The organism is Clostridium sp. HCS.1 (genome assembly GCF_047900555.1).
In the GTDB taxonomy this organism is placed as follows: domain Bacteria; phylum Bacillota; class Clostridia; order Clostridiales; family Clostridiaceae; genus Clostridium.
On sequence record NZ_CP170704.1, the window covers coordinates 3675524 to 3701587 of the forward strand.

The 26064-nt window shown below is 28.5% G+C and carries 24 protein-coding genes; 4 read left to right on the top strand and 20 right to left on the bottom strand.

Features of this window, described 5'->3' with window-relative positions:
- Positions 1–15: 15 nt before the first annotated feature.
- On the top strand, positions 16–675 hold the full coding sequence (locus ACFYH6_RS17650) for a P-II family nitrogen regulator (protein WP_316341950.1): 660 nt from the start codon (positions 16–18) through the stop codon (positions 673–675).
- 47 nt (positions 676–722) lie between these two features.
- Here the strand turns inward: ACFYH6_RS17650 and ACFYH6_RS17655 are convergent, their stop codons facing one another.
- The 16 genes from ACFYH6_RS17655 to ACFYH6_RS17730 all read right to left on the bottom strand — a co-directional run bounded on the left by ACFYH6_RS17655 (position 723) and on the right by ACFYH6_RS17730 (position 16740).
- Positions 723–1469: an N-acetylmuramoyl-L-alanine amidase gene (locus tag ACFYH6_RS17655; RefSeq protein ID WP_416179906.1), complete on the bottom strand. Its 747-nt coding sequence runs from the start codon at positions 1467–1469 to the stop codon at positions 723–725.
- Between the two features lie 98 nt (positions 1470–1567).
- The gene (locus ACFYH6_RS17660) at positions 1568–2296 is read right to left on the bottom strand and encodes a hypothetical protein (RefSeq protein ID WP_416179905.1); all 729 of its coding nucleotides are present in this window, start codon (positions 2294–2296) and stop codon (positions 1568–1570) included.
- Positions 2293–2580, bottom strand: a complete 288-nt coding sequence (locus ACFYH6_RS17665) for an ATP-binding protein (RefSeq protein WP_416246483.1) — start codon at positions 2578–2580, stop codon at positions 2293–2295. Before ACFYH6_RS17665 ends, ACFYH6_RS17660 begins: the two co-directional genes overlap by 4 nt.
- Positions 2552–3034: a hypothetical protein gene (locus tag ACFYH6_RS17670; protein ID WP_316341947.1), complete on the bottom strand. Its 483-nt coding sequence runs from the start codon at positions 3032–3034 to the stop codon at positions 2552–2554. Before ACFYH6_RS17670 ends, ACFYH6_RS17665 begins: the two co-directional genes overlap by 29 nt.
- A 6-nt stretch (positions 3035–3040) precedes the next feature.
- Positions 3041–3694: a response regulator transcription factor gene (locus ACFYH6_RS17675; protein WP_416179904.1), complete on the bottom strand. Its 654-nt coding sequence runs from the start codon at positions 3692–3694 to the stop codon at positions 3041–3043.
- 265 nt (positions 3695–3959) lie between these two features.
- Complete coding sequence (locus ACFYH6_RS17680) at positions 3960–4805, bottom strand: Cof-type HAD-IIB family hydrolase (protein WP_416179903.1); 846 nt, start codon at positions 4803–4805, stop codon at positions 3960–3962.
- Between the two features lie 20 nt (positions 4806–4825).
- Complete coding sequence (locus ACFYH6_RS17685; protein WP_416179902.1) at positions 4826–6292, bottom strand: glycoside hydrolase family 1 protein; 1467 nt, start codon at positions 6290–6292, stop codon at positions 4826–4828.
- A gap of 73 nt (positions 6293–6365) precedes the next feature.
- Entirely contained in the window at positions 6366–7718 is a 1353-nt protein-coding gene (locus tag ACFYH6_RS17690) for a PTS transporter subunit EIIC (RefSeq protein ID WP_316341943.1), read from the bottom strand.
- 156 nt (positions 7719–7874) lie between these two features.
- A complete protein-coding gene (locus ACFYH6_RS17695; protein ID WP_316341942.1) occupies positions 7875–8675 on the bottom strand; it encodes a MurR/RpiR family transcriptional regulator in 801 nt (266 codons plus the stop codon).
- A 292-nt stretch (positions 8676–8967) separates the two neighbouring features.
- Positions 8968–10680, bottom strand: coding sequence for an NADH-dependent [FeFe] hydrogenase, group A6 (locus tag ACFYH6_RS17700; RefSeq protein WP_416179901.1), 1713 nt, complete (start codon positions 10678–10680; stop codon positions 8968–8970).
- The gene (locus tag ACFYH6_RS17705) at positions 10674–12506 is read right to left on the bottom strand and encodes an NAD(P)-binding protein (RefSeq protein ID WP_416179900.1); all 1833 of its coding nucleotides are present in this window, start codon (positions 12504–12506) and stop codon (positions 10674–10676) included. The genes ACFYH6_RS17700 and ACFYH6_RS17705 overlap by 7 nt, the downstream gene beginning before the upstream one ends.
- A gap of 252 nt (positions 12507–12758) precedes the next feature.
- Positions 12759–13412 (bottom strand): HAD family hydrolase, encoded by a 654-nt coding sequence (locus ACFYH6_RS17710; protein ID WP_416179899.1) that lies wholly within the window; start codon positions 13410–13412, stop codon positions 12759–12761.
- Between the two features lie 80 nt (positions 13413–13492).
- Entirely contained in the window at positions 13493–13849 is a 357-nt protein-coding gene (locus tag ACFYH6_RS17715; RefSeq protein ID WP_316341938.1) for a hypothetical protein, read from the bottom strand.
- Between the two features lie 475 nt (positions 13850–14324).
- Positions 14325–14843 (bottom strand): DUF308 domain-containing protein, encoded by a 519-nt coding sequence (locus ACFYH6_RS17720; RefSeq protein ID WP_416179898.1) that lies wholly within the window; start codon positions 14841–14843, stop codon positions 14325–14327.
- Positions 14844–14919: 76 nt separating this feature from the next.
- Positions 14920–16266, bottom strand: coding sequence for a DUF6179 domain-containing protein (locus ACFYH6_RS17725; RefSeq protein WP_416179897.1), 1347 nt, complete (start codon positions 16264–16266; stop codon positions 14920–14922).
- Between the two features lie 6 nt (positions 16267–16272).
- On the bottom strand, positions 16273–16740 hold the full coding sequence (locus ACFYH6_RS17730) for a DUF6323 family protein (protein WP_416179896.1): 468 nt from the start codon (positions 16738–16740) through the stop codon (positions 16273–16275).
- 336 nt (positions 16741–17076) lie between these two features.
- Between ACFYH6_RS17730 and ACFYH6_RS17735 the strand changes: the two genes are divergently transcribed.
- The 3 genes from ACFYH6_RS17735 (at position 17077) to ACFYH6_RS17745 (ending at position 20835) form a co-directional block, all read left to right on the top strand.
- Complete coding sequence (locus ACFYH6_RS17735; RefSeq protein WP_416179895.1) at positions 17077–18735, top strand: LytS/YhcK type 5TM receptor domain-containing protein; 1659 nt, start codon at positions 17077–17079, stop codon at positions 18733–18735.
- Between the two features lie 13 nt (positions 18736–18748).
- Positions 18749–19471 (top strand): LytTR family DNA-binding domain-containing protein, encoded by a 723-nt coding sequence (locus ACFYH6_RS17740; RefSeq protein ID WP_316343652.1) that lies wholly within the window; start codon positions 18749–18751, stop codon positions 19469–19471.
- Positions 19472–19617: 146 nt separating this feature from the next.
- Positions 19618–20835, top strand: coding sequence for an OFA family MFS transporter (locus ACFYH6_RS17745; RefSeq protein ID WP_316343653.1), 1218 nt, complete (start codon positions 19618–19620; stop codon positions 20833–20835).
- Between the two features lie 118 nt (positions 20836–20953).
- On the opposite strand, the gene ACFYH6_RS17750 is transcribed toward ACFYH6_RS17745, so the two are convergent.
- From ACFYH6_RS17750 to ACFYH6_RS17765, 4 genes are all read right to left on the bottom strand, one after another.
- Positions 20954–22840, bottom strand: a complete 1887-nt coding sequence (locus ACFYH6_RS17750; protein WP_416179894.1) for an endonuclease MutS2 — start codon at positions 22838–22840, stop codon at positions 20954–20956.
- Between the two features lie 784 nt (positions 22841–23624).
- Positions 23625–24293: an HAD family hydrolase gene (locus ACFYH6_RS17755; RefSeq protein WP_416179893.1), complete on the bottom strand. Its 669-nt coding sequence runs from the start codon at positions 24291–24293 to the stop codon at positions 23625–23627.
- A 45-nt stretch (positions 24294–24338) separates the two neighbouring features.
- Positions 24339–24854, bottom strand: a complete 516-nt coding sequence (locus ACFYH6_RS17760; protein WP_416179892.1) for a hypothetical protein — start codon at positions 24852–24854, stop codon at positions 24339–24341.
- A gap of 116 nt (positions 24855–24970) precedes the next feature.
- A complete protein-coding gene (locus ACFYH6_RS17765; protein ID WP_416179891.1) occupies positions 24971–26062 on the bottom strand; it encodes an SIS domain-containing protein in 1092 nt (363 codons plus the stop codon).
- Positions 26063–26064 lie beyond the last annotated feature (2 nt).

Sequence of the window (26064 nt, forward strand, 5' to 3'; positions counted from 1 at the left end):
GGGGACTAAATATAAATGTTTAGTTATTCAAGCAATATTGAATTACTTTGTGTTATAGTTAAATCAGGATTAGGAAGCAAGGTAATGCAAAAAGCAAAACAAAATGGAATTTCTGGAGGAACAGTAATTTTAGGTAAAGGAACTGTAAATAATAAGATATTAGATTTTATAGGACTGGCAGATGTAAGCAAAGAAGTGGTAATGATGATTTCTAATACCGAATTAATAAATAAAGCTTTAGTAATATTAGATGAAGAATTTAAATTTAACAAACCTAATCATGGAATAGCCTTCACAACCAATATATGTGATGTATTTGGAACTAGAAGTTGCAAATGTAATAAAGAAGAAAAAGGTGGAGAGAATAATATGTATAATGTTATAACTGTAATAGTAGATAAAGGAAGAGGGGAAGAGGCTATAGAGGCAGCTACTAAAGCAGGTTCTCAAGGGGGAACTATTATAAATTCTAGAGGATCAGGGATTCATGAAACTAGTAAGGTCTTTGCTATGGAAATAGAACCAGAAAAAGAAGTAGTTATAATTTTATCTAAAAAAGATAAGACTGAAGATATAGTAAGTTCAATAAGAGAAGAATTAAAATTGGACAAACCAGGAAATGGAATTTTATTTGTTCAAGAGATAAATAAGGCTTATGGATTATATGAAAAATAAAAGCAGAGTTATTACTCTGCTTTTTTAATATAATTTTATATACTTATCTAATTTATGTTTTCTATTATTGCTTTTGCCACTGCCTCAGCTAACAATTCTTGGTTATATTCATTAGAAAAATAATTTCTATCATTATAATTATTCATAAAACCAAATTCAATAAGCACTGAAGGAATATTATTTTCTCTTATAATATATAAGTCTTCACTTCCATCAAGCATTGGTCGCTTTTCTGTGTAGTATAAGTTATCTAGACTATTTTCTATACTTCTCCCTAAAATTACACTACTATAATTATTGTAGTCTGTCCAAACCTCAAAGCCATATATATCCTCATAACCATATGTATCATAGTCATTAATATGAAATGATATAAAATATTCTGCCTTTGATGTATTAGATACTTGAACTCTATTCCTTAAGTCTTCTTTTTCATTGTCCCCTAGGGATATATCATCAGTTCTAGTATAAATAACATTAATATCATTTTTTTCTAATATCTCTCCCACCTTATTAGAAATACTTAGAACTATATCTTTCTCATAAATTTCTCCAAAATTAGCACCTATATCATGTCCTCCATGACCTGGATCAAGTATAACACTTATTTTTTCTTCATTAACTTCTTCAATATTTAATGAAGTCTTTTTTAAATTTGAAGTTAATCTATAATTAAAAATATTACTTATTACCTTATTTGAAATTAGTATTAATAATATTAATACTATAGCTGTCCTAATTCTTATAAAAATTATTTTTCTCTTTTTTCTTCTTAACTTTTTAGTTTTTCTCATTACAGCCTCCTCCTATTTTAAATAATAAAAGGAGATTGTAATTTTTAAGTATATTAAATGTATCTTAGTTGTATTATAATTATTAAATTTTATAAAATTTAATTTGCTAATAATTCTATTTCATACTTTGAGCTAAGCTTTCCAGACCCTCTATCAATTTGGTAAGTCAATAGAAGTCTTGAATCCTCTGAAGTCAAACTACCATAACTAAGTTCACTTTTACTGTAATTATTCATATTTATATTCAAGTAATCCGCATAAGTATTTAAAGCTTCTTCAATATTAATATTATCTATCTCACTACCTATAAAATCATAAGCTGAAATTTCCCATATACCACCGCTGTATGCATTTTGCTTTAATTCTATAAGTAATTCATCAATACTAAACCTAATTGTCCAATAGCTAAAAGTATCTTTAAAACTGGTTTCTAATGTAGCCTTATTCCCTAAAAAAGCCTGAGTATTCCAGTAATCATCTATATCAGCAAATTTTTTAGGGAGAATCCCCTTTTCACAAAAGTACTTTATATCCTCAATAGCTTTGCTAACAGCTTCATCCATAGTTAGTTGATTTATAGTTGGTTCGTGAACTCTAATATCTCTATTATCACTCCATGTAATTAATATTTCCCTTATTTGCTCTATAGTTAAACTACTATTGTTAATCTCATTATTACTAGTAACATTAATATCAAATTCTTTAACCTCAGATAATAACCTCTGTTCTTGCTTCCTCAATAAAAGTTTAGTCACTCCAAAGCTCCCTATAATAATTACTATTATTAGTAATACTCCTATAAATGTTTGTTTTTTTTGATTTTTCATGATGGATTACCTCCACTTATGTTAACTTCTAAACTAATAGTAGTTCCTTTACTCTCTTCGCTACTAATCTTTAAATTACTTTTATGAATTCTAGCTATTTTTTCACATAATGACAATCCTAGCCCTACTCCATGCTGTGCTCTAGATCTTGATTTATCAACCATATAAAAAGCTTCTGTTATTCTATCTATCTTTTCCTTTGGAATACCTCTTCCATCATCTTTAACTGCAATATAATATTTATCATTATTGATCTTATATCCAATTATTTTTAATTCCTTTATTTGTAGCTGAAATCAAATAATAAATTTTATCATTATGCTTAAAACTCCCTCCAACCATAATAATCTTACTTTTATCTAAGCTTTCTACTTTGCATATTGTTGAATCTCCATTTATTAAATTTACTATATCAAGACTTAAATCATTTGGTAGATTAGAGGATATTATCTTTTTATCTTCACTAAGTATGGCTATTTGATTACCTTCTATCGTATATCTTGATACATCTAAAATAGATAAATCGTACTTTTCATGGGTTACTTGTTTTTTATTTTTACTCATGAGTAACTTTGATTGAATATTGTATTTTATATATGTATGCTGATTTTTCACTTGTTCAAATTCTCTATCCATATAATTTTGAAATGATTTAGAAATTAAAACATAGGCTGATACAGATAAAAATAAACTTAAAGTTGCCATAGAGCATAAAAATATTTTTACATATAATTTCATAGTATTTTATACCTCTAACCTATATCCAATTCTAAAAACTGTTTTTATATTATTCTCCCAACCTAACTTTTTTCTTAATTTTTGAATATGTAAATCAATAGTTCTTGTATCTCCCATGAACTCTTCTTGCCATACTCTTTCATATAATTGATTTCTATATAAGGCTATATTTTTATTTTTTATTAGCTCTAACAATAAATCAAATTCCTTTACTGTTAAATCTATATATTTCCCATTTTTAATAACAGACCTAGAATCTTGATTTATCTTAACTCCTAAAATTTCATAAACTTTATCTCCACCATTTACTCTTCTTAAAACAGCTTCTATTCTTGCTAATAATTCTCCAATTTGAAAGGGTTTTACTATATAATCATCCGCTCCTAGCTTCAATCCTTTTATTCTATTTTCTACAGTTCCAATTGCAGTAATAAATATTACTGGAGTTTTAAGAGGTTTTATATATTCTAATAATTCATATCCATCTATTCCTGGTAACATTATATCTAACAAAATCAAATCAAACTTTTCATCTTCAATAATATTTGCAGCATCAATTCCATTAAAGGCACATTTACACATATACCCTTCTGCAATTAAATTAATTTTTATTAAATTTGATATTGCTTCTTCATCTTCCACTATTAATATTCTTTGCATATAAATATCCTCCTTAAAACTCATATAATATCATTCATATGTATTAAAGTTGTAAATTAAATTTCTCTAATTATTATTCGTAAAATATTATAATTTAGTAACCTTATAATAATCTTAAAATTTAATATAAAAAAAAGGAGATGAATATCCTATTCTTTGCTCCGTAGTAAATTCCAAGTCGCCATCATATGATATTTATCTCCTCATATACTGAAGAAATGAATTTATAAAAAAGTGAAAAGCATTTTTGCTTTTCACCTCTTATTTATACTAAATTGTTTTTTTTGAAACTAAAGTATATACCATCATTCTCAGCTGTATATGTTATTTCTTTAGCTAATTTCATTAACTCTGATTTTGCATTTTCCATTGCTACACCATGATTAACGCATTTAAACATATCTATATCATTCTCTCCGTCGCCATAAGCCAATGTATTACTCTTATCCATATTTAAATATTCAATAACATAATTAATTGCCGTAGATTTATTTATACCCCTTATTCCAATTTCCCCACTATTTTCTCCAAACTGTGGTACAGTACTATGGTAGATTTGTAAATCTTCTTTAAATCTATTATAAACTTCTTCATAAGGATGTCCATTGCTAATAAAAGATATTTTGTTTATATTATTATAATTGATTTTCCTATCTTTATATTTATTTATTATTTGGAAAAACCATTCAATTTCCTTCTTTGCATTCTCAAAATCACTACTATTTTCCTTAAGTCCCTTTGTTACTTGTCTTAAAATAGCATCTATACAACCTGAACTTCCAAACAAACCATCATTTGATTCAATATAGTAATCTATATCATGCATCTCAAAATATTCTATTATACTTTTTACAGATTTTATAGACATTTTTTTATGCATTAATACTTCTTCATTAACTTCTATATATCCTCCACCAGCACAAATCATGCCATCGAAGCCAATAGATGAAATATCTTCAGTTATTTCTGGTTTTGACCTACCAGTACATATATATACTAAATGGCCTTTAGATCTTGCTATATTAATTGCTTCTCTTGCAGATAGCGGTACTTGTCCATCTAAACCGCAGAGGGTTCCATCTACATCTATAAAAATCAACTTTTTACTCATCAATAAACTCCTAAGTATTATTATCCTAAATTCTCACCATTTGATTTAATTACCTCTTTATACCAATAGAAAGAGTCTTTTCTAATTCTTTCTAAAGAACCATTTCCCTCATCATCTTGGTCAACATAGATAAATCCATAACGCTTTGACATTTGTGATGTTCCACAACTAATTAAATCAATACATCCCCAAGTAGTATATCCCATAACTTCTACGCCATCTTTAATAGCTTCTTTTATAGCTATAATATGCTTTTTAATATAGTCTATACGATATAAATCATGAATCTTCTTATCTTCAGTTAATACATCTTTTGCACCTAATCCATTTTCAGCTATAAACAACGGTAATTGATATCGATCATATAATTTAAGCAATGAAATACGTAATCCAATTGGATCAATTGGCCAATCCCATTCAGAAAGTTCTAAGTATTCATTTTTAATTGCACTATCAAAAGTACCTGCTACAGCAGTAGCGTCCTCACGTGCCTCTGCTACGTGAGACATATAGTAGCTAATTGAAACAAAATCAATTTTCCCTTCAGCAAGAATTTTCTCATCATCTTTATCCATTTTAATATGGATATTATTATCTGCAAAGAAACGGGTCATATATGATGGATATTCTCCTCTTGCTTGTACATCAGGGTAAAACATATTTAATTGATTAGCCTTTAATGCTTGTAGCTGATCTTCTGGTTTCGTTGTTTTTGCATATGATTCTATTTGATTAATCATACAACCAATCTTAACATCTGGTGCAATTTCTCTTGCTGCCTTTACAACTAGAGCACTTGCTACAAATTGATGATGAACCGCTTGATATCCCTCTTGCATTTTATTTTCAACTAAATCACCTAAAATACCAGCGCCAGTATAAATACTATGCAAAGACATATTCATTTCGTTAAATGTAATCCAATACTTTACTTTATCTTTATATCTAGAAAGCAACACTCTACCATACTTTTCAAATAATCCTATTAATTCACGACTTTTCCATCCATTATATTTTTGTACTAATGTAATTGGCATCTCGTAATGAGACATAGTAACTAATGGTTCAATTCCATATTTAGCTAATTCATCAAATACTTTATCATAAAAAGCTAATCCATCTTTATTCGGTTCTTCTTCTAATCCAGTTGGGAAGATTCTTGCCCAAGAAATTGATAAACGGAATACTTTAAATCCCATCTCTGCAAATAGAGCAATATCCTCTTTATAATTATGATAGAAATTAATTCCCCAACGCTTTGGGAACTTGTATTTTTCTGGATGAGCTAAATACTCTTCTAATTCCTTAGATGTTACATTAAAGGTAAAGTTATCAACTTTTCCTGTTGCATATGGATTTTTATAAGCTGCCATGTCTGAAGTAGATAATCCTTTACCACCCTCATCAAAAGCTCCTTCGATTTGGTTAGCAGCAGTTGCTCCCCCCCATAAAAATCCCTCTGGGAAGCCTTTCATTAATTCTTTCATATATCTAATCCTCCTAAAGCCTTATTTATATTAAAATTTTCTATATTTCTATTAACCTTTTCTATTTAACAATTTAATCTTCTACCTTTAAAAATAATGCTACTACAAAAGCTACTACAAAGCTTAATCCTACACCTAATAAAGCAAACAAGAAATTCTTAGTTCCTTGCTCAATGTATGAAGGTAGTGCAGTAATTCCTGGAAGTGTGAAGGTAAATGCCTTTACAACAAAGGTTCCAAATATGCCACCACCAACTGCTCCTCCAATTAATGCTGCATAGAAAGGTTTCTTTAATTTTAAAGTAACTCCATAAATTGCTGGTTCTGTTATACCAAAAACTGCTGAAATACCTGTTGAAGCTGCTAATGATTTCATATTTTTATCTTTACTCTTTACGGCTACTGCAAGAGTTGCACCAGCTTGTGCTAAATTACTAACTAAATTCATTGGAAGTAACATAACATCATATCCAACTGTACCAAAACTTGATAAAGCTGCTGGGAAGAATGCATAATGCATACCTGTCATTACGATTAAAGGCATAGTACCTCCAAGTAACATTCCTGCAAATGGTCCTGCTACATTAAATAAACCTGTGAAGAACTTCTCTACATAAACTCCCATATAACTTCCTAATGGTGCAATAAATACTAAAACTAATACTGATGTAATTAATAAAACTACTAATGGTGTAATTATTATTTTGAAAAGATTAGGTACATATTTATTTACTATCTTATAAACATAACTTAATAACCATACACCTAAAATTATAGGAATAACTGTTGAACTATAGCTAATCATTGGTATCTTTAATCCTAAGAAGCTTAATGAAGCTACTTCTCCTGAAGCTGCATAGTTAATAATAGTAGGATACATTAGTACTCCTGCAAGTGTTACTGATAAAACCTCACTTGTCTTAAACTTTTTAGCTGCTGAAAAAGCAATTAAAAATGGTAAAAAATAAAATGGTGCATCTGAAATTATATTTAAAACTGCATATTCTGAAGAAGTTGTTGAAATTAAATTAAATGCTGTTAATAATGCCATAACGCCTTTTAATAAACCTGCTCCAGTAATTGCTGGTAAAATAGGATTAAATATCCCAGAAATAGTATCAAAAATTGTATTAATAATCCCTTTTTTATTCTTTTCTTCCTTTACATTAGAATCAAATTCTTTACCTAAAATAGAAGTAACTTCTTCAAAAACTTCTCCAACTTTATTGCCAATTATAACTTGGAATTGACCACTTTTAAATTGTGCTCCTATAACACCTTCTATGGATTTAATATTCTCAATGTTTACCTTTTCTACATCTACCAAATTAAAACGTAATCTTGTAATGCAGTGCCAGCTTTGAGAAATATTTTCTTTTCCGCCTATTTCAAAAATAATTTTTTTAGCAACCTCATGCTTGTCCATTATTATCTCCTCCTCGTTTATAATTTTATCTTAAATTTATTTCTTTTCTTGATTTAATATTAGCACAAAAAAAACATAGAAAACCCTTCAAGATTTGAAGTTGCTTTCTATGTTTAAAATTATTTTCACTTTTTGAAAACGGATTCAATAAGTGTGTTATTTACTATATTTTTGATAGTACCTATTGATTAATATTTCTGTAAATAAATGAAGTTTATATCTTCCTTCAGTTGCACTTTTATAATTACCAAGGTAAATAACATAATCACATTGTGAGGCCATTTTTAAAGCTGGATTTTGTGTAACAAGAATAACTTTGCTACCATTATCCTTAAGTGAATAAAAAATTTGTGATTTTTGTCTTAAGAAATTTCCATCAACAGAAAAAATAATTGATAGGCTACTTTCATTAGTTTGCTTTGCTAGACTTTCTTGACTTCTTTCTTGAGATGCAAAATTAACATATTTACCCAAGTTAAAAAGATTATATTGTAGATGTTGCATAAAATAACCTGATAAGTGAAAGCCAAAAAAGTATATATCTTTATAATCATGTATCATATTAACCAATTCATCAATTTCATTTATGTTAAGTTTTTCAACAAATTCTCTTAGTGATATATTGATTGAATCTACAAGATTAATTAATACTTCTTTATCATTTATAGAATTAAAAGGAATATTCTTTACATTATCTGACAGTATTTCTGTTCCAAGATTTTTTCTTTCTAAACATTTCATTTTAAATTCATTATAGTTACTATATCCTAATTTTTTAACAAATCTACTTATAGTGGAAGGAGATGTATAACACATATCTGCTAAATCTGAAATGGTTATATGCTCCATTCCATTTTGTATATTTTCTAATATCACTCTTGCTATAGTAGTATAAGTGACATCATGACTTTCAACGTTTACTATAATTTGAAGCTGTTTTATTATATCTTGAACCATTATATTCTCCCTCACCCTTCATAAATTTAACTAATATTTAAAATCTAATATTATATTGCTAAACTTAATTCTTTATTACTATTTTATTACATCTTATCAAAAATATAAACTAATTTATATATTATTTACTAAAATGTATACCTATTTATTAAGTCAAATATATAAATAGCATAATATTTCTATATTTGATTCTTTAAGTTATAAATATATCTATCAAAGAAATAAGAGAGTTGCTTTTAAGCAACTCTCCCTTACTTTACAATATTATGAGCTTAATTAACAATCTGGTATGTTAATGGGATCCTATATGTGAAAAATGAAGAAGCTCATGAGCTTTTTTAGAAAGCGGTTCACCTAAATATTCATTATAGCACTTAATTACCATAGGGTTTTCATGAGAAAATCTCCATTTAGAGTTTCTATCAAGACCATATAGCACATCAGCTCTATCCTCTGCAAGCTCTTGATTATAGAATATTGGTTGCCCACCGCCTCCAGAGCAACCTCCAGGGCATGCCATTATTTCAACAAAATCATATTTAACTTCATCTCTTTCTATAGCATCCATAAGATTTCTAGCATTACCAAGACCACTTGCTACAGCTACTTTTAAAATAGTACTTCCAATAGCAAATTCAGCTTCTTTCCACCCATTCATTCCTCTTACATTTCGGAAACTGTCAACCTTTGGATTTTCTCCTGTAAGCAAGTAATAAGCACTTCTTAATGCAGCCTCCATTACTCCTCCTGTAGCTCCGAAAATAACACCAGCTCCAGTTCCATCGCCTAATATATTATCCATATTTTCATCTTTTAAATCCTTAGGATTTATATGCTCTGCTCTTATCATCTTTACAAGTTCTCTTGTTGTTAATACTACATCTACATCCCTATCTGCATCTGACCCATTTATGCCTGCTATATCCTTCTCATATTTTTTTGCAGTACATGGCATTATTGAGATGCAATATATTTTTCTTGGATCAATATTCATTTTCTCTGCGAAATACGTCTTTGTTATTGCTCCAAACATTTGTTGTGGAGACTTTGCTGTAGAAAGTTTTGATACATACTCTGGATATTGAGATTTTATAAATCTTACCCATCCAGGGCAACATGATGTAAACATTGGAGGCTTATCACCATTTCTTAACTTTTCAATTAATTCAGTACCTTCCTCCATTATAGTTAAATCTGCAGCGAAGGTAGTATCAAATACATAATCAAAACCTATTCTTCTAAGTGCATCTACTATTTTCCCTACAGTAGCTTCTTCCCTTGAAAGGCCTATTTCTTCACCCCAAGCACCTCTAACTGCAGGAGCTATTTGTACTACTGTAATAATTTCTGGATCTGCTAATGCTTCAAAAACTTTTTCAGTATCATCTCTCTCAACTAAAGCCCCTACTGGACAATGAGTTATACATTGGCCGCATAAAGAACAATCTGTATCCTCTATTCTATTATTTTTATATACACCAATATTAGTTCTAGAACCACTTCCTGTTGTATCCCATACTCCTAAAGATTGAACTTTATTGCATACTTGAACACATCTCATGCACTTTATACATTTTTCATTATCTCTTATTAAAGGAAAATCCCTTCTCCAAGGCTTATATTTTACTTCTTCCTTATAAGGTAAATAATTTATACCTAAATCTCTTGATATACTTTGAAGTCTACAACTTCCATTCCTAGTACATGTAGCACAACGGAAATTATGCTGTGAAAGTATAAGCTCTACATTAATTTTTCTAGCCTTTCTAACTCTTGGGCTATTAGTCTTAATAACCATTCCTTCTGAAATAGGAGTATTACATGCTGCTGCAAGTTTATTAATTCCTTCAATCTCAACTAGGCAAACTCTGCAGGCTCCTATTTCATTGATATCCTTTAAGTAGCAAAGTGTAGGTATTTCTATTCCTGCAATTCTTGCTGCTTCAAGAATTGTAATTTCTCTAGGTACAACTACTTTTTTATTATCTATTATAAGACTTACCATCTATCTACTCTACCTCCCTTGAATGCTCCACAGCCCAAATGATCACAACGTAAACATCTTCCTGCTTCCTGCTTTGCTTCCTCTAATGTAAGAGATTTTTCAACCATATTAAAGTCTATACGTCTTTCCTTTGCAGATCTTTCATACATATTAGATCTCCCCCATGAAATACTACTTTTAAATTTAATAGGTGGTATTTCCACATCACTTTTTATTACATGCTTATATCCAAAATAGCTATCAATATTAGCTGCCGCAACCTTACCAGAAGCTATGGCCCTAATAACTGTAGATGGTCCTGTTACACAATCACCAACTGCAAATATACCTTTTTCTCCACACACTTCTCCTGATTCTGATACAATAATTTTTCCTCTTTCAGTATTTATTCCACATTTCTCAAAGTATTTTGATTCAATATCTTGACCTATAGCAACTATTACAGTATCACAAGCTATAAATTGTGGTTCTCTCTTAGAATTAAGAGGCTTTGCTCTTCTATTTTCTATTGGTCCTATAATTTGAGGTTGGACCCATATTCCTTTAATTTTATCTTCACCATCTTTTTCTATACTAAGTGGTGCCATAAGTTCTATAACTTCACAGCCTTCTGCTATAGCACCTTCTACTTCGTCAGGCAATGCTGTCATATCTATTTTTCTTCTTCTATATACTATATTTACTTCAAATGCACCAAGTCTAACTGCAGTTCTTGCAGCATCCATAGCAACATTTCCTCCGCCTATTACCACAATTCTTTTTCCTGTAAAATCAGGATACTTATCATCAGCAATTTCTCTTAAAAGCTGTACTGCTGATATTACAGAAGGAGAATCTTCTCCTGGTATTCTAAGTTTTTTATGGCCATGTGCTCCAATTGAAACATATATTGCATCATATTTTTCTCTAAGTTCCTCCATTAAAATATCTTTTCCAATGGAGACTTCTGTTTTTACTTCAACACCATTAGATAAAATAGTTTTTATTTCTCTATCTAACTGATCTTTTGGTAATCTATAATTAGGAATTCCATATTGTAGCATTCCACCAAGTTTTTTTCTCTTCTCAAAAATTGTTACTTTATGTCCCATTAAACTTAAGTAATAAGCAGCTGTAAGGCCACTAGGCCCACCCCCTACAATGGCAACTGATTTATCTGTAGGTGGATAAGGCTTAGGTATAGGTACATACCCTGCTTCTTCCACAGCAGTTCTTTTTAGCCCTCTTATATTTACAGAGTAATCTAAATTATTTCTTCTACATTTACTTTCACAAGGATGTTCACAAACAAGAGCACAAGTTAAAGGAAGTGGATTATCCTTTCTTATAAGTCTTACTGCATCAGCATATCTACCTTCTTCCACTAAGGCTATATATCCAGGTATATCAACTTCTGCTGGACATTGTTCTGTACAAGGGATAGATTTTTCTTGCCTTTCTACACATTCATAACCACTTAAATGAAGTTCATAATCATCTCTAAATCCTTTAAGACCAGTTAACACCATTTCAGCTGCTTCATAACCTAATGCACAATCTGCTGAATCCGCTATCCCTTCTGCTGTTCTTTGTATAAGGCCTAGTGTATCCTCTGTTCCCCTACCTTCTAATACATCATCTATTAAGTTTTCAAGTTGCTTTAGACCAATTCTACATGGCACGCATTTACCACAGGTATGACATTGACATATCCTTAAAAAAGCAGCGGCTAAATCTACTGGACACGATCTTTTAGGACTAACAGCTATTCTTCTTTGTAAATCCCCATATAATTCATCTATTGTTTCCTGAACCTTATCCCTAGGAGTATTAATTAATCTATTCACTTTTCTTTCCCCCTCATAAATAAAATTTTTAATTTTCCATTAAAATATATTTTAATCTCCCTCTTAAAATATATTTATAAGTAGTAAATGTATTAATATTTAATTCTCATTTCAAGTATACGTTTTCAAGTGTTTTATAATTTTAATTTAACTCTTTGATTTATGGTTGTCAATAAACTTTAAATGCACATCTTATATATATTATTAAAACAAAAAAATAGTAGCTTATTTTAATTAGCTACTATTTTTATTTTAATTGTTAATTATTATATCTCTTAATTCTATTATATTATCAGCTAAATAATCAGCACCCGCCTTAGCTAATTCTTCTTTACCTCTAAAGCCCCAAGAAACTCCAATACATTCAATACCAGAATTTCTTGCAGTTATTACATCTACATTTGAATCTCCTATATAAATACACTCACTTTTTAATACATCAAGTTTTTCTATTATTTCTAAAACAGACGATGGATCAGGCTTTTCTTTATAGTTTTCTCTATGTCCAAATACTATATTAAACCTATCCCCAAAATATTTATTTACTATTTCTATTGTAAATTCATGTTTCTTATTTGATACAACCCCAAGCTTTATGCCCTTCATTCTTAATTGGTCTAAAAGATTTATTATTCCATCATAAGGCTTGGTCATATCCATCATATGTTCATTATAATAATCACTAAATACTTCTAATACATTTTCTACTGTTTCCTTGTCCTTTTTATCATCAGGTAAAGCTCTTTCCACTAATTTATATATCCCATTTCCAATAAAGGTTTTGTATTTTCTCACTTCATGAGTTGGAAAAGAAAATTTATTTAGGGCATAATTACAAGCATTTGCTAAATCATCTAATGTATTCAGTAATGTCCCATCTAAATCAAAGATTGCTACTTTAAACATTAATGCCTCCTAAGTTATAATTATATTTTTCTTAATTATATCATAATATAACAGGAGGATATCCTATTTAAGTCCTATTTCTAAAAAGGGAAGAATGGGCCGTAAGGAAAAGGATAAGGATAAATTATAGGGAAAACTCTCCTAATAGAATTGAATGGAAAGCCTCTACGTCTAAACCTTCTGTGCCTTCTCATTCTACCTCCTTTTCCAAATTGTCTTTGCTCATTAGATTGATTCATGGATTGAGCCATATCCTCTTCATCATTCATAACATCTTCTCCAACTAACATAGTAATTCCGTTAGCATCTACTTTCTCAATCATTCCATCTACTGCACTTCCATCTTTCATAACTATGGTTATATGGTAGCCCATTAAATTATTGCACTCATCATATAACTCCTGCAAACTACCATAATCAGCTCTTTCATAATTCATTTTTATCACATCCTTTCTAGTAGCATAATATTCTACTCTACTAGAAAAGGTACTATTTAGATAAATCTTTTCATCAAAATAAATTTGCATTTATACATTAGTTATTTATTTTTATTATATTCATATTTTCATCATACTTAATTCCCAGTTCTTTAGACATTAATTTATTCAACTCTACTAATTTATCCTGATACTCTCTGTAATCACTGCTTAATATCTTCATATTAGGTATAAATATATTATAATACCCACTACTAATAAAAAATTCGTTAAGTTGTTTTTTAAACTTACCTTAATAATATGTTAAGGTAACCCCCTGGGTATTAGTCAATGTCAAAGCTTATTTAACTAATTATATACTTATAATTCTATTGATTATAAATATATATGCATAAAAATTATGTCTCTGATAACTAAAAAGAGCTGTCACAAAAATATTACATTATGTAACAGCCCTTTATATTTATTATTATCTCTAAATATTAATTTTTTTTATTTTATATCCAATATACATTTCAAAAATTGCTATCAATACAAAGTATATTCCTATAGCATAAGGTATATATTTTAAAGTGACTGAAATAACTATAGGACAAAGTGTTATAAATCCACCTAATAATATAGAAGCTATAGATAAGATTGTTAATAAGTTAAAGCCCAATAACTTATACTTTGAAATTACCACCACATTATACATACCTTTTACAAATGTCCATATTCCATATATTAAAATCAGATTTTCAACTGTTACTACAGGATTCCTCCATACCAATATACCAAATAATAAATCTATAAAACCTGTTAGTATATAATATAACTTTGAATAACTTACAAACCCTCCAATTATTCTTAATACAGCTGCTATTATAATAAAAAATCCACATATTTTAGTGAAGCTTAAAAAAGCATCTACTGGATTTATAAGAAAAATTATTCCCAATAATGCTAATATTATTCCTTCAACCATAAAAGCTTTTCCTAACAAACCTTTCATTAAATTCACTCCTTTTACTAATTCTATCTAGTATTTTATTTTTTTGAAATAATATACTTTACCTTTTAAAGTTTACTTAACTTAGAATTATGTTTTCAGAAATCTTCTTAATGTTTTCTTGTTCTTTTGTATCCAACTGATAAATAAATTTATTAAAGCTTAAATACCAATCCTTACTACATATATTATCTAAACTAAAACCTTGTATATATTTAAATATAAGTATAATCTCGAACTGTGATAAACTCTTAAAGTACTTCTCATACTCATCATCAAACAAACACTCTGAATCTAACATGTCTATCAAGTCTTCTAAACTTTCTATATTGTTTTTTATAAGTTTAATTTTATCTTCAATTGATTGACATTCCCTAACCTTATCAGTAATACTTCTAAATCTAGCATTACTCATTTTTTCCTTATCCACATATGTTATTAAGTCATTATCTTCTCCAACAAATGATATAAAAACATTTTCTAGTTTATCTAATTCTATGGCATTTTTTATAATAGGCGCTATTTTTAATATAGCTTTATCAATATACTCTTTTAACTTAATATTTTTTATATATACTTCATTATATAATATATTGCTATATTTTTTCAATTCACTTATTAATTTACACAAATGTAAATTTCCTAACTTTTCTTTTATGAGCTCTCTGTCCTTTTCATTGATATTTAAACTACTTAGTCCTTTCCCACAAATTATTAATCCCATTGCATTAGTTAGAACTATTTCAAATATATTTATAAGAAGTACATTACTATTTATATCATACCCCTTTAATAATTCATTAATTTCTTCAATATCAAATTTACTACAAAATTCATTTTCTAACTTTAATGTATTTAAATAATTTTCTATATACTCTATTCCAACATAATCCATATCATCAATACATAATTGATAATCTATAGAGCCATCTCCTTCATGTGGTGTAAAAAAATCATCATATTTTTTAAAAAATAGTGGAATTCCATAATCTATAGTATCGTTATAGGAATAGTTATCAATATTAATTTTATTATTTTGAATATAATCTAATAATTTTTCATTTATTTTAACCCTTTCCTTAATTAAAGCATTACCTTTTTTGAAAATTTCCCCTAAAGTAAAACTTTTTAATTCCCTAATCATTAATTCTATGTCTTTTAAAGTTTTAATATAAAATCCTATTGTATAATCAATTCCTTTTAAAATATTTTCTGCTACTTCTATCATGATAGATGAGGTTTCATCTTTAGTATAGTACCTTAGTTGTATCTTTAAGAGCTCTAGTCTAGCATTATAAATCTTATTTATATCTATATCTCCTAACAAACCATTCTCATAGCATTTAGTTAATAAATCCTTGAAAAAATATTCTTTATCAAGATCTTTAAATTTATTATATAATTTAATATCTCCCTTATTATCCACCCATTATCATTCCTTCTCACTATATATATTTGTATAATCCCTAACACCATTTCTAATATTATCTGAAATCTTATATAAAACTTTTCCTTCTAGTAATTCTAGGGACCCCTGACAATAATCATCAAAAAATTCTTTCATTATCTCTATTAATTCATCATCACCAATGTAATCTAAGGTTTCATTTTTATAATTATAAAATATTTCTACTAATTCATTTATTGTTTCACTATAGTTATATTGTGAAATATAAGGTGAGTCACAAAAACTCTCAATTATTTTATTTATAATTTGCCCATTAAATTCTATTCTTCCGCTTCTTTCAAGAGCTATATTCCTTGTTTTAACAATTTCCTTAATATCATTTTCATTAAGTTTTAATCCATATTCTTTAGTCACTTCATTACATTTTAAAATTTCATTTAATAAATTATTTTCTAGTAGGCTCTCTTGAAAAAATTTACTAATTTCATTCATTTTTAAAACTTCCTTTCAAAAAAGTATTGACTTTTTAATTTAAATGTGTTATATTAAAATATTATAGATATATTATATAATATCATTTATAAGTATTTATGTCAAAGTCCTTTATTAAGTAATATGGATACCTATTAGTGCTAAAGCATAACGGAAGATGAATAGTTAAAAATGTAAGATAAAAGTAAAAATTCTCGTAGAATTTGTTAAGTAAAATTTTTAATAATTTACTTAAATAATTCTATATTTCGCATTTTAAATTTGGAGCTGTTGTGATAGCTCCATTCTTTTTTTATAAACCATATTTACATCTAACGAAGGGAGATGAGGTTATTCTTGAATTATATATTTAGTATATTAATTCAATTAATTGATAGAGCTGTATTACTTCTTGCATGTCTATTTGTTATAACAAGATTACAAAGCTTTAGAAATATATTTCAAAGAGATACATATAGAAAAAAAGATTACTTAATTGCATGTATAGTATTTTCTGCCTTTGCAATATTATCAACTTACACAGGACTTAATGTAGAAGGATCCCTAGTAAATGTTAGAACTATTACTATAGTATCCGGGGGAATAATATTTGGCCCCTTTGTAGGAATTACAACAGGAGTAATATCTGGTGTCCATAGATATCTAATAGATATAGGCGGAGTAACTTCTATCCCCTGTCTAATAAGCAGTATTAGCGCAGGTATAATCTCAGGATATATTAATAAAAAAGTTCAAAGAAAATATAGGTGGATAGCTGGAATAATAGCAGGTATGTTCTCTGAATCAATCACTATGATATTAATACTTCTATTAAGCAAACCTCATGAGTTAGGTTATGATATAGTATCTAAAATAGCTCTTCCAATGATTCTTGGACAAGTATGTGTAGGATTTATTGTTATATTAGTTCAAAGTATAGAAGATGATAAAGAAAAAATTGCTGCTAAGCAGGCAAAACTAGCACTAGATATAGCAAATAAAACTCTTCCTTACTTTAGAAGTATAAATAATGAATCTTTAAATAAGATATGCACTATTATTAAAGAAGATATTCAAGCTGATGCAGTTTCAATAACAGATACCAAGAATATATTAGCTTATATTGGTGTTGGTAAAGAGTACTACAATATTGGACATGAAATTATAAATGCTGAAACAAAGGAAGCCATTAGTAATAATAATATAGTCATAAAAAATACTGGCTTTAAAGAAAAATCCGAATTATTAAAATCAGCTATTATAATACCTCTTAAGGAGAAAAGTGAAGTTATTGGTGCTCTAAAAATATACTATAAATCTTCTAATCATATAACTTATACTGTAGAAACTCTTGCTATAGGACTTTCTCAAATAATATCAACTCTTATGGAAGTTTCAAAGGTTGAAGAAATGAAGGAAATGGCAAATAAGGCAGAACTTAAGGCACTTCAAACTCAAATTAACCCTCATTTTTTATTTAATGCATTAAATGCTATAGCTTCTTCTATAAGAATTAATCCAAATAATGCAAGAGATCTTATAATAAATCTATCTAGTTATTTAAGATTTAACTTAGAATTAAATAGTGAATTTATAGATGTAAAGAAAGAATTAAAACAAGTAAGAGATTATATAGAAATAGAGAAAGCTAGATTTGGAGACAAGATAAATGTAATCTATGATATAGATGAAGTAGATATTAAAATTCCTAGCTTAACAATACAACCTTTAGTTGAAAATGCTATAGTTCATGGAATTTTAAAGGATAACCAGAATGGAACAATTAAAATAAGCTTGAAAGATGAAGATGAGAAAGTTAGAATCTCTATAGTTGATAGCGGCATAGGAATAAGTGAAGAAATGATAAATAATATCTATACTGATAATGTTCCAGAAAAGAAAATAGGCCTTTATAATGTACATTCAAGAATTAAGCTTATTTATGGTGAAGGACTTAATATTAGAAAGCTAGATAAGGGAACTAGGATAGAATTTTTTATAAAGAAAAATATATAAGAGGGTGAAATATATGAATGCTATAATAGTTGATGACGAATTCTTAGCAAGAGAGGAACTTAAATATTTTATTCAAAATTATAGTAAGCTCCACATAGTTGATGAATTTTCAGATGGAATAGAAGTTCTTAAATATATACAAAATAATGAAATTGATATTATATTTTTAGATATAAATATCCCTTCATTAGATGGAGTTCTACTAGCTAAAAGTATAAGTAAATTTACTAAAAAGCCTTATATAGTTTTTATAACAGCATATAAAGAACATGCAGTTGAAGCTTTTGAAGTGGAAGCTTTTGATTATATATTAAAACCTTATTCAGAATCTAGAATTATTTCAATGTTAAAAAAATTAGAGAATATTGATAATCAAGAAAAAAACCCCTCTCCTAAAAGTAGTATATCAAATAAAATAAATCTATGGAAAAATGAAAAAATAATAGTAGTAGATATTAATAATATATATTACTGTATGGCAAAGGAGAGAATAACCTGTGTTTATACTAAAAATGAGGAATACACAGTAAACTTATGTATATCTGATTTTTATGAAAAGCTACCTAAAGATACCTTCTTTAAATCTCATAGATCTTATATTGTAAATATGAATAAAATAAGGGAAATAATCCCCTGGTTTAATAGCACTTATAATTTAAAACTTCAAGATATTGATTATGAAGTACCTGTAAGTAGAAGTAATGTAAAAGAATTCAGGCAACTCATGAACATATAAATGCATTTCATTTAAAATTATTTGTATTTCGTTCATATAAAACTAATTTTATTTTTTATCCATTTATAATTAGTCTATAAACAATTTGTCATTATAAAAGGCATATGAAAAGGCTATATTACAAAATAAATTTAGAGGTGAATGAAATGAAAAAAACATCAGAAAATCGTTGGTTAATAGTTTTAGGTACAGTAATTGCTCAACTAGGTTTAGGAACTATTTATACTTGGAGCTTATTTAATCAACCTTTAGTAAATAAATTTGGATTTCAATTAAATAAGGTAGCTATTACCTTTTCTATAACCAGTTTTGCTTTAGCAGCATCTACATTGGTTGCTGGTAAACTTCAAGACAAGCTAGGAATTAGGAAACTTACTTCATTTGCAGGATTAATATTAGGGCTTGGTTTAATATTAACATCAATAACTTCTTCATTACCTATGCTTTATATTACAGCTGGTGTTATAGTTGGAGCAGCAGATGGTATAGCATATATTACTACACTTTCAAATTGCATTAAATGGTTCCCTGATAAAAAAGGGCTTATTTCTGGAATTTCAGTAGGAGCTTATGGTACAGGTAGTTTAATTTTTAAATATATTAATGGAGACTTAATTAATAATATAGGAGTTTCACAAACATTTCTCTACTGGGGAATAATAGCCATGGCTTTAATCATAGTAGGAGCTCAATTTATAAAGGATGCTCCATTAGTAAGTAAACATTCTAGAAATAATACTAATATGAAAGAGTACTCAATAAAGGAAATGCTTAAAACAAAAGAAGCCTATGCTTTATTTTTAATATTCTTTTCAGCATGTATGAGCGGATTATATCTAATAGGAATAGTTAAAGATATTGGTGTTCAACTTGTTGGATTAACACCTGCAGTAGCAGCAAATGCAGTTGCTATGGTAGCAATATTTAATACAGCTGGAAGAATTATATTAGGTGCTTTATCAGATAAGCTTGGTAGGTTAAAGGTTGTAATTCTATCACTTTCAGTAACAACTGTTGCAGTATTTGTATTAAGCTTTATACCTTTAAACTTCGGAATCTTCTTTGCATGTGTTGCTTCAATTGCATTTTGCTTTGGAGGAAATATTACAGTTTTCCCTGCTATAGTAGGAGAATTCTTCGGTATTCAAAACCAAACTAAAAATTATGGAGTAATATATCAAGGTTTTGGCTTAGGAGCAATTGCAGGTTCATTTATATCATCAATAACTGGAGGCTTTAAATCTACATTTATAGTTATTGGAGCTTTATGCTTAATCTCAATAGTTTTAGCTACTACAGTACACTCTGTACAATCCCATAAGAAGATTAAACATAATACTAAATTAATACAAAAAGCTGCATAAATGTTTTATTTTCAAGTTTATTGATTATAAATTAAAATAAAGAAATTAAAAATATCCTATATACTAGACTATTACAAAATAAAGTCCATATATATAGGATATTTTCTTATTACTAAAATTATATTGAATCTTTTCTTATTTTCTTTAATGCCTTTTTAGAACCACGCTTAATATCATGGTCTAATTTTCTTTCTTTATAGGTTGTAAATAATTGATTTAAATCATAGCCTTCTGGGTATAATTCACTAGCCTTAACATCTAACTTAACCCTTTTATAATTTACTTCAATAAGATTATTTTTATAAAGAACCATTAAATTATTTAGCTCATTTATTTCCTTATAAACTATAGCACTTTCATTTTTATCTAAAAGAATCACTCTATCTCCAACACAGTAATTATACTTAGAATCTAGAACTTCTATTTCTTCATTCTTTCTATTCACCTTACTTGCTCTAATTAATTCATAATTATAATCTTTTGTTTCTATATATTTTCTGGCTCTAGCTATTATTAAATCATTAATTCCCATCTTTTTAGATATATATAATGCGTTACTATCTCCACTTCTACCAATATGAAGTTTATATAAAGGCTCAAGAGTATCCTTTTTAAATTCCATAGCTGCATTTTCGAAATCTGGATGTGCCTCTGAAAAATTTTTTATTTCTCCATAATGGGTAGTAGCTATTGTAATACATCCCTTATGATATAACTCTTCTAAAATAGCTATAGCTAGTGCTGCTCCTTCATTTGGTTCAGTTCCACTTCCTATTTCATCAAATAGTAATAAAGTAGACTTTGTACTTTGCTTTATTATTTCTGCTAAGTTCTTAACGTGAGAAGAGAAAGTGCTTAAAGCATTTTCAATACTTTGATTGTCTCCTATATCAACGAATATTTTATCAAAGACTGATATTTCTGTTCCTTCCTTAGCTGCTATATGAAATCCAGATTGTACTGCAAGTGTTAAAATACCAACAGTTTTTAAAACTACTGTTTTTCCTCCTGCATTTGGACCAGTTATTATTAAGGTTCTATAGTTATCTCCAACTTCAAAATTAAGAGGTACTACATTTTTAATCAAAGGATACTTTCCATCTACTATTTTTATATAACCATAATCATTTAACCTAGGTTTTATACCAGAAATATCATTACTATATTTAGCTTTAGCCCAAATCATATCATATTCAGCTATTACTTCTATATTTATTTTTAAATCTCTTATTCTTTCGTTTAACATTTCAGTAAGCATACCTAATATCTTATACTCTTCAATGTTTTCTTCTATTTTTAAAGTAGCTAGTTCTGAAGTATATCTAGAAATTGTATCTGGCTCCATAAATACTGTTGACCCCTTTGATGAAGCTTCAATAATAGTTCCCTGAACATATTTTTTATAAGCAGACTTTATTGGAATTGTATATCTTCCATTTCTCTTACTTATAAAAAATTCTTGAATGTATTGTTTATTTTCACTATTCTTTAAAAATTTATCTAGTCTTTCTCTTATTTTTTCTTCGCAGTCATCTATAAGCCTTCTTATTTTCTTAAGTTCCTTACTAGCATTAGAATCTACTACAGAACCTCTAATACACTTATTTATTTCCTCTTCTATATAACTTAAATCAGTAATATTATCACCATAACTACATAGAGTTGGAGCATATCCTTCCTTATCTTTAACAAATAACTTAACTTTTCTGCATCCCCTTAAGAAGTCGCTGACCATAGTTAAATCTTCTGGATCTAAAGAGGCTCCCTTTTCAATCTTTTCAATATTAGGTGTTATATCAAATATTCCACTTAAAGGTATATGATATGAAGCTTCTAGAAGCCTTCTTCCCTCTGAAGTTTCATCAAGTCTCTTATTTACAATTTTTAAATTACCACTAGGCTGCAGCTTATCTATTAAGTTTTTTCCTAATCCACTTACACAATAGCTCTTTACTATTTCTTTTAATTCATAATAATCTAATTTCTCCAATGTTATTTTATCCATTTATTTATTCCTTTCTTGTATTAAATACATACAAGTCACGAAATCAAGATAGACTTCATAATATAGGTTCTAAAAATCAAAAAAGCTGTGGATACTTCCACAGCTAAAAATTCAATTACAAAAAAGGTATAGAATACCCCTTGTATTTTTATTCGTGGACTTGTATCAATATAGTTTAATTAATTCCACAACAAACAAAGGCTAAAAAACCTACTTTTTTTGGAATTAATATTAAGTTAACTATTTGATACTATACACTCACAAAAATACCTCTCTTTATTTGAAATCTATCTACTTTTAATATATTCTAAATGCCATAATAATGTCAATACTTTTACTTAGAATAATCGTTTAAGTAAGCTATGCATGTGTTAATAGAGGAAATTGTATAATGGAAATGGTTCTTCCGTAAATTTACGTTTTTTGAAAAATCTATTTTACCAATACAAATAAATATGCAAATTTATATATTGAAATCATCAATAATATGGAATTTCACGTAAGAACCATTTTTATCTTATCATTTATATACAACCTCTATCTCTTATAATATTATTCTCCTCGCACCAGTCTTTAATCATCATTCCACTAGTACCTCATTCATGAATCAATGCATACCACTGTTGAAGCTTGTACTAATCCTTGATTAATTTAGTATCCATAGGAACTTTCTCGTAAAATTGTATCAACTTAGAAAAACTAAAAAGCTTTATAACTTTTCACAATTTTTACGATTAAATGTCATTATCTCATATTGGAACTATAGTTTTAATGTACAAGCTATTTACCTTTTACTATTTAACCGTTGTAATAGTTGTATAAGTTCACTTATTTTTTCGATATAAAAATCTGCTTTGCTCTGATCTATAGGATAACGCTTTTCAATCCTTGCCACCACTGGAATCCCAGCCCCGACTGCTGCTTCAATTCCTATCGCAGAATCCTCAACAACAAGACATTCTTCTGCATTTAAATTTAATCTACTAAGACAAGTAAGGTAAATCTCCGGGTTTGGTTTCGATTCAGCAAACATATCTCCTGTTAGTTCAAATTCAAAATATTTTTTAATTCCACATTCCAACACTACACTTTTTTCTTTTTCCATAGGGGTTGAAGTTGCCAAGACAATTCTGTAGCCGTTATCTCGTAACCATTCCATAGTAATGCAAACATCAGGAAAAATGATGTCCGAGTAAACAATTGGATTTTTATCAAGAAATTTGTGATAATTCTTGCGAAACTCGTCTCTATCCCATGCATCTGGACAATAGGAACGTATAACATTCCAGTGAACTTGCCCTGTTGCTCCTACAATAGGTAAAAAAAATTCATCTGACAGCTTCTTCTTTAAGACTTTTTCTGCAAACTCCTGTAGTTTTTTCATGTATTGAATTTCAGAATCAATCAAAACACCATCCAAATCAAATATTATTGCTTTTATCCTTGTGCTCATCATATCCCTCTATTCATATTATTTTTATTAAGCCCATAAATACAATTAAATCTCTCTATATTGATGTATTCCTTCTTTATCTTGAAGTGCAATCAACTTCTCCTTCCATAGTCGCTCAAATATTTTTTCGTTCTGTAATGCCATACGTACTACCGAAGCCTGAATGACAAACTGCCATACTCGAATTCCCCCTAATGAAAACAATCCGGGAGTAAAAACTCCCACAACTAATGGCGGCCAATCCCACACTAAGCCAAAAAGTCCCAAAATAGTCATAGCCATAGCAATTACTCGTGGTATTGGAATGAAATACGGTAAAAATAAATATATTGGAAGTGCTAAGAACACGGATGAATTCTTATAAAAAAAACAAATGCACATCAATACCATAAATGGTAACAAAAATGGTAACACATATGATATCTGCATAATCCATGATTTTTTCCCATACTCCTGCATTATTTTCGAATAACATCCATTGGATAATCTTAATATAATATTTTTACTTTCTAATCCCTTTTTTATTTCACTAAAATTCTTATATAGGGTACTATAATACACCTTAATCCTCCTCACAAATAGAAAACTAAAATTAGTAATACAGAAACGACATACCAGAAGTATTATTATCTTCTGGCATGTCTCTTATATCTTTTTTTATAATTAAAATAAGCTTCTTATCTTTGAACAGGTCTGGCTTTCGTAGGCAGTGCATCTCTTGTGCGCGGGTAATTACGTACATTTAAATCAATACCCTTAGCAGTATAGAGCAAATATGCAAATAGTTGTAATGGTATGCAATATTCAAGAGTAGAAAAATCCTCATCGTTAATAAATTGTGCTTTTAATACGTGTGGTGTCTCAACCCCCTCAATAGTACCTAGTGCATATGAATGTTCATTCTGTTCATTCATAATTTTATACAATTCACATGCTCTTTCGTATCCATAAGATGGTGGTGCAATAAGAATAGTGTAAACATCTGGTTTTACAGATGCCAACGGTCCATGCAAAAATTCTTCTACTTCAAAGGCAAAAAATTGAAAACGTACTGTTTCAAGACTTTTCAGTGCTCCTTCAATAGCAGTTCCAATATTAGCTCCATATCCTAGAACATAACATTTTTCACAATTAATTAAGTCATTTTTATTCGCTTCAAACCATATTTCTGATGCTCTTGCAATATTATCAATATTGTCTACAGTCTTTCTCATACGTGCTTTCACATCATTATATTCTTTATCGGTTATTATACCTGCAGCTTTCGATGCCTCTAGTGCCATTATGTATAAAGTTAAAACTGTACAAGTATAACCTTTTGTCTTTGGTCCCATAAATTCTCTATTACAATCAATAGTTACCTTACCTTTAGCAAGTTGTGTACATGTATTATCCAGATACTCTGTAACAACATAATTATCAATTTCTAACTTATTTGCTCTATTAATTGCATCAATTGTGTTGGTACTTTCACCCTCTTGAGTTACTGCAATCATCAAATCTGTTTCCGGATAAAAATTTGATTCATAGTGTGCAAATGCATATGCTGTATAAATAACACACGGAAGTCTCAAAACTTTTTCCATAAAATATTTTGCTGTAACACAAGCATTATTTGAAGTGCCAGATGCAACTAACAAAATACGATTATATTTTTTTTCTGCAAATTTAAAAGCAAAATCTTTGCATAATTTTTCACTATTATCTACGATATTTAGTGCATACTTTCTTGTCTCATATACGTAGTCATACATCGTAAAATTACTCATTA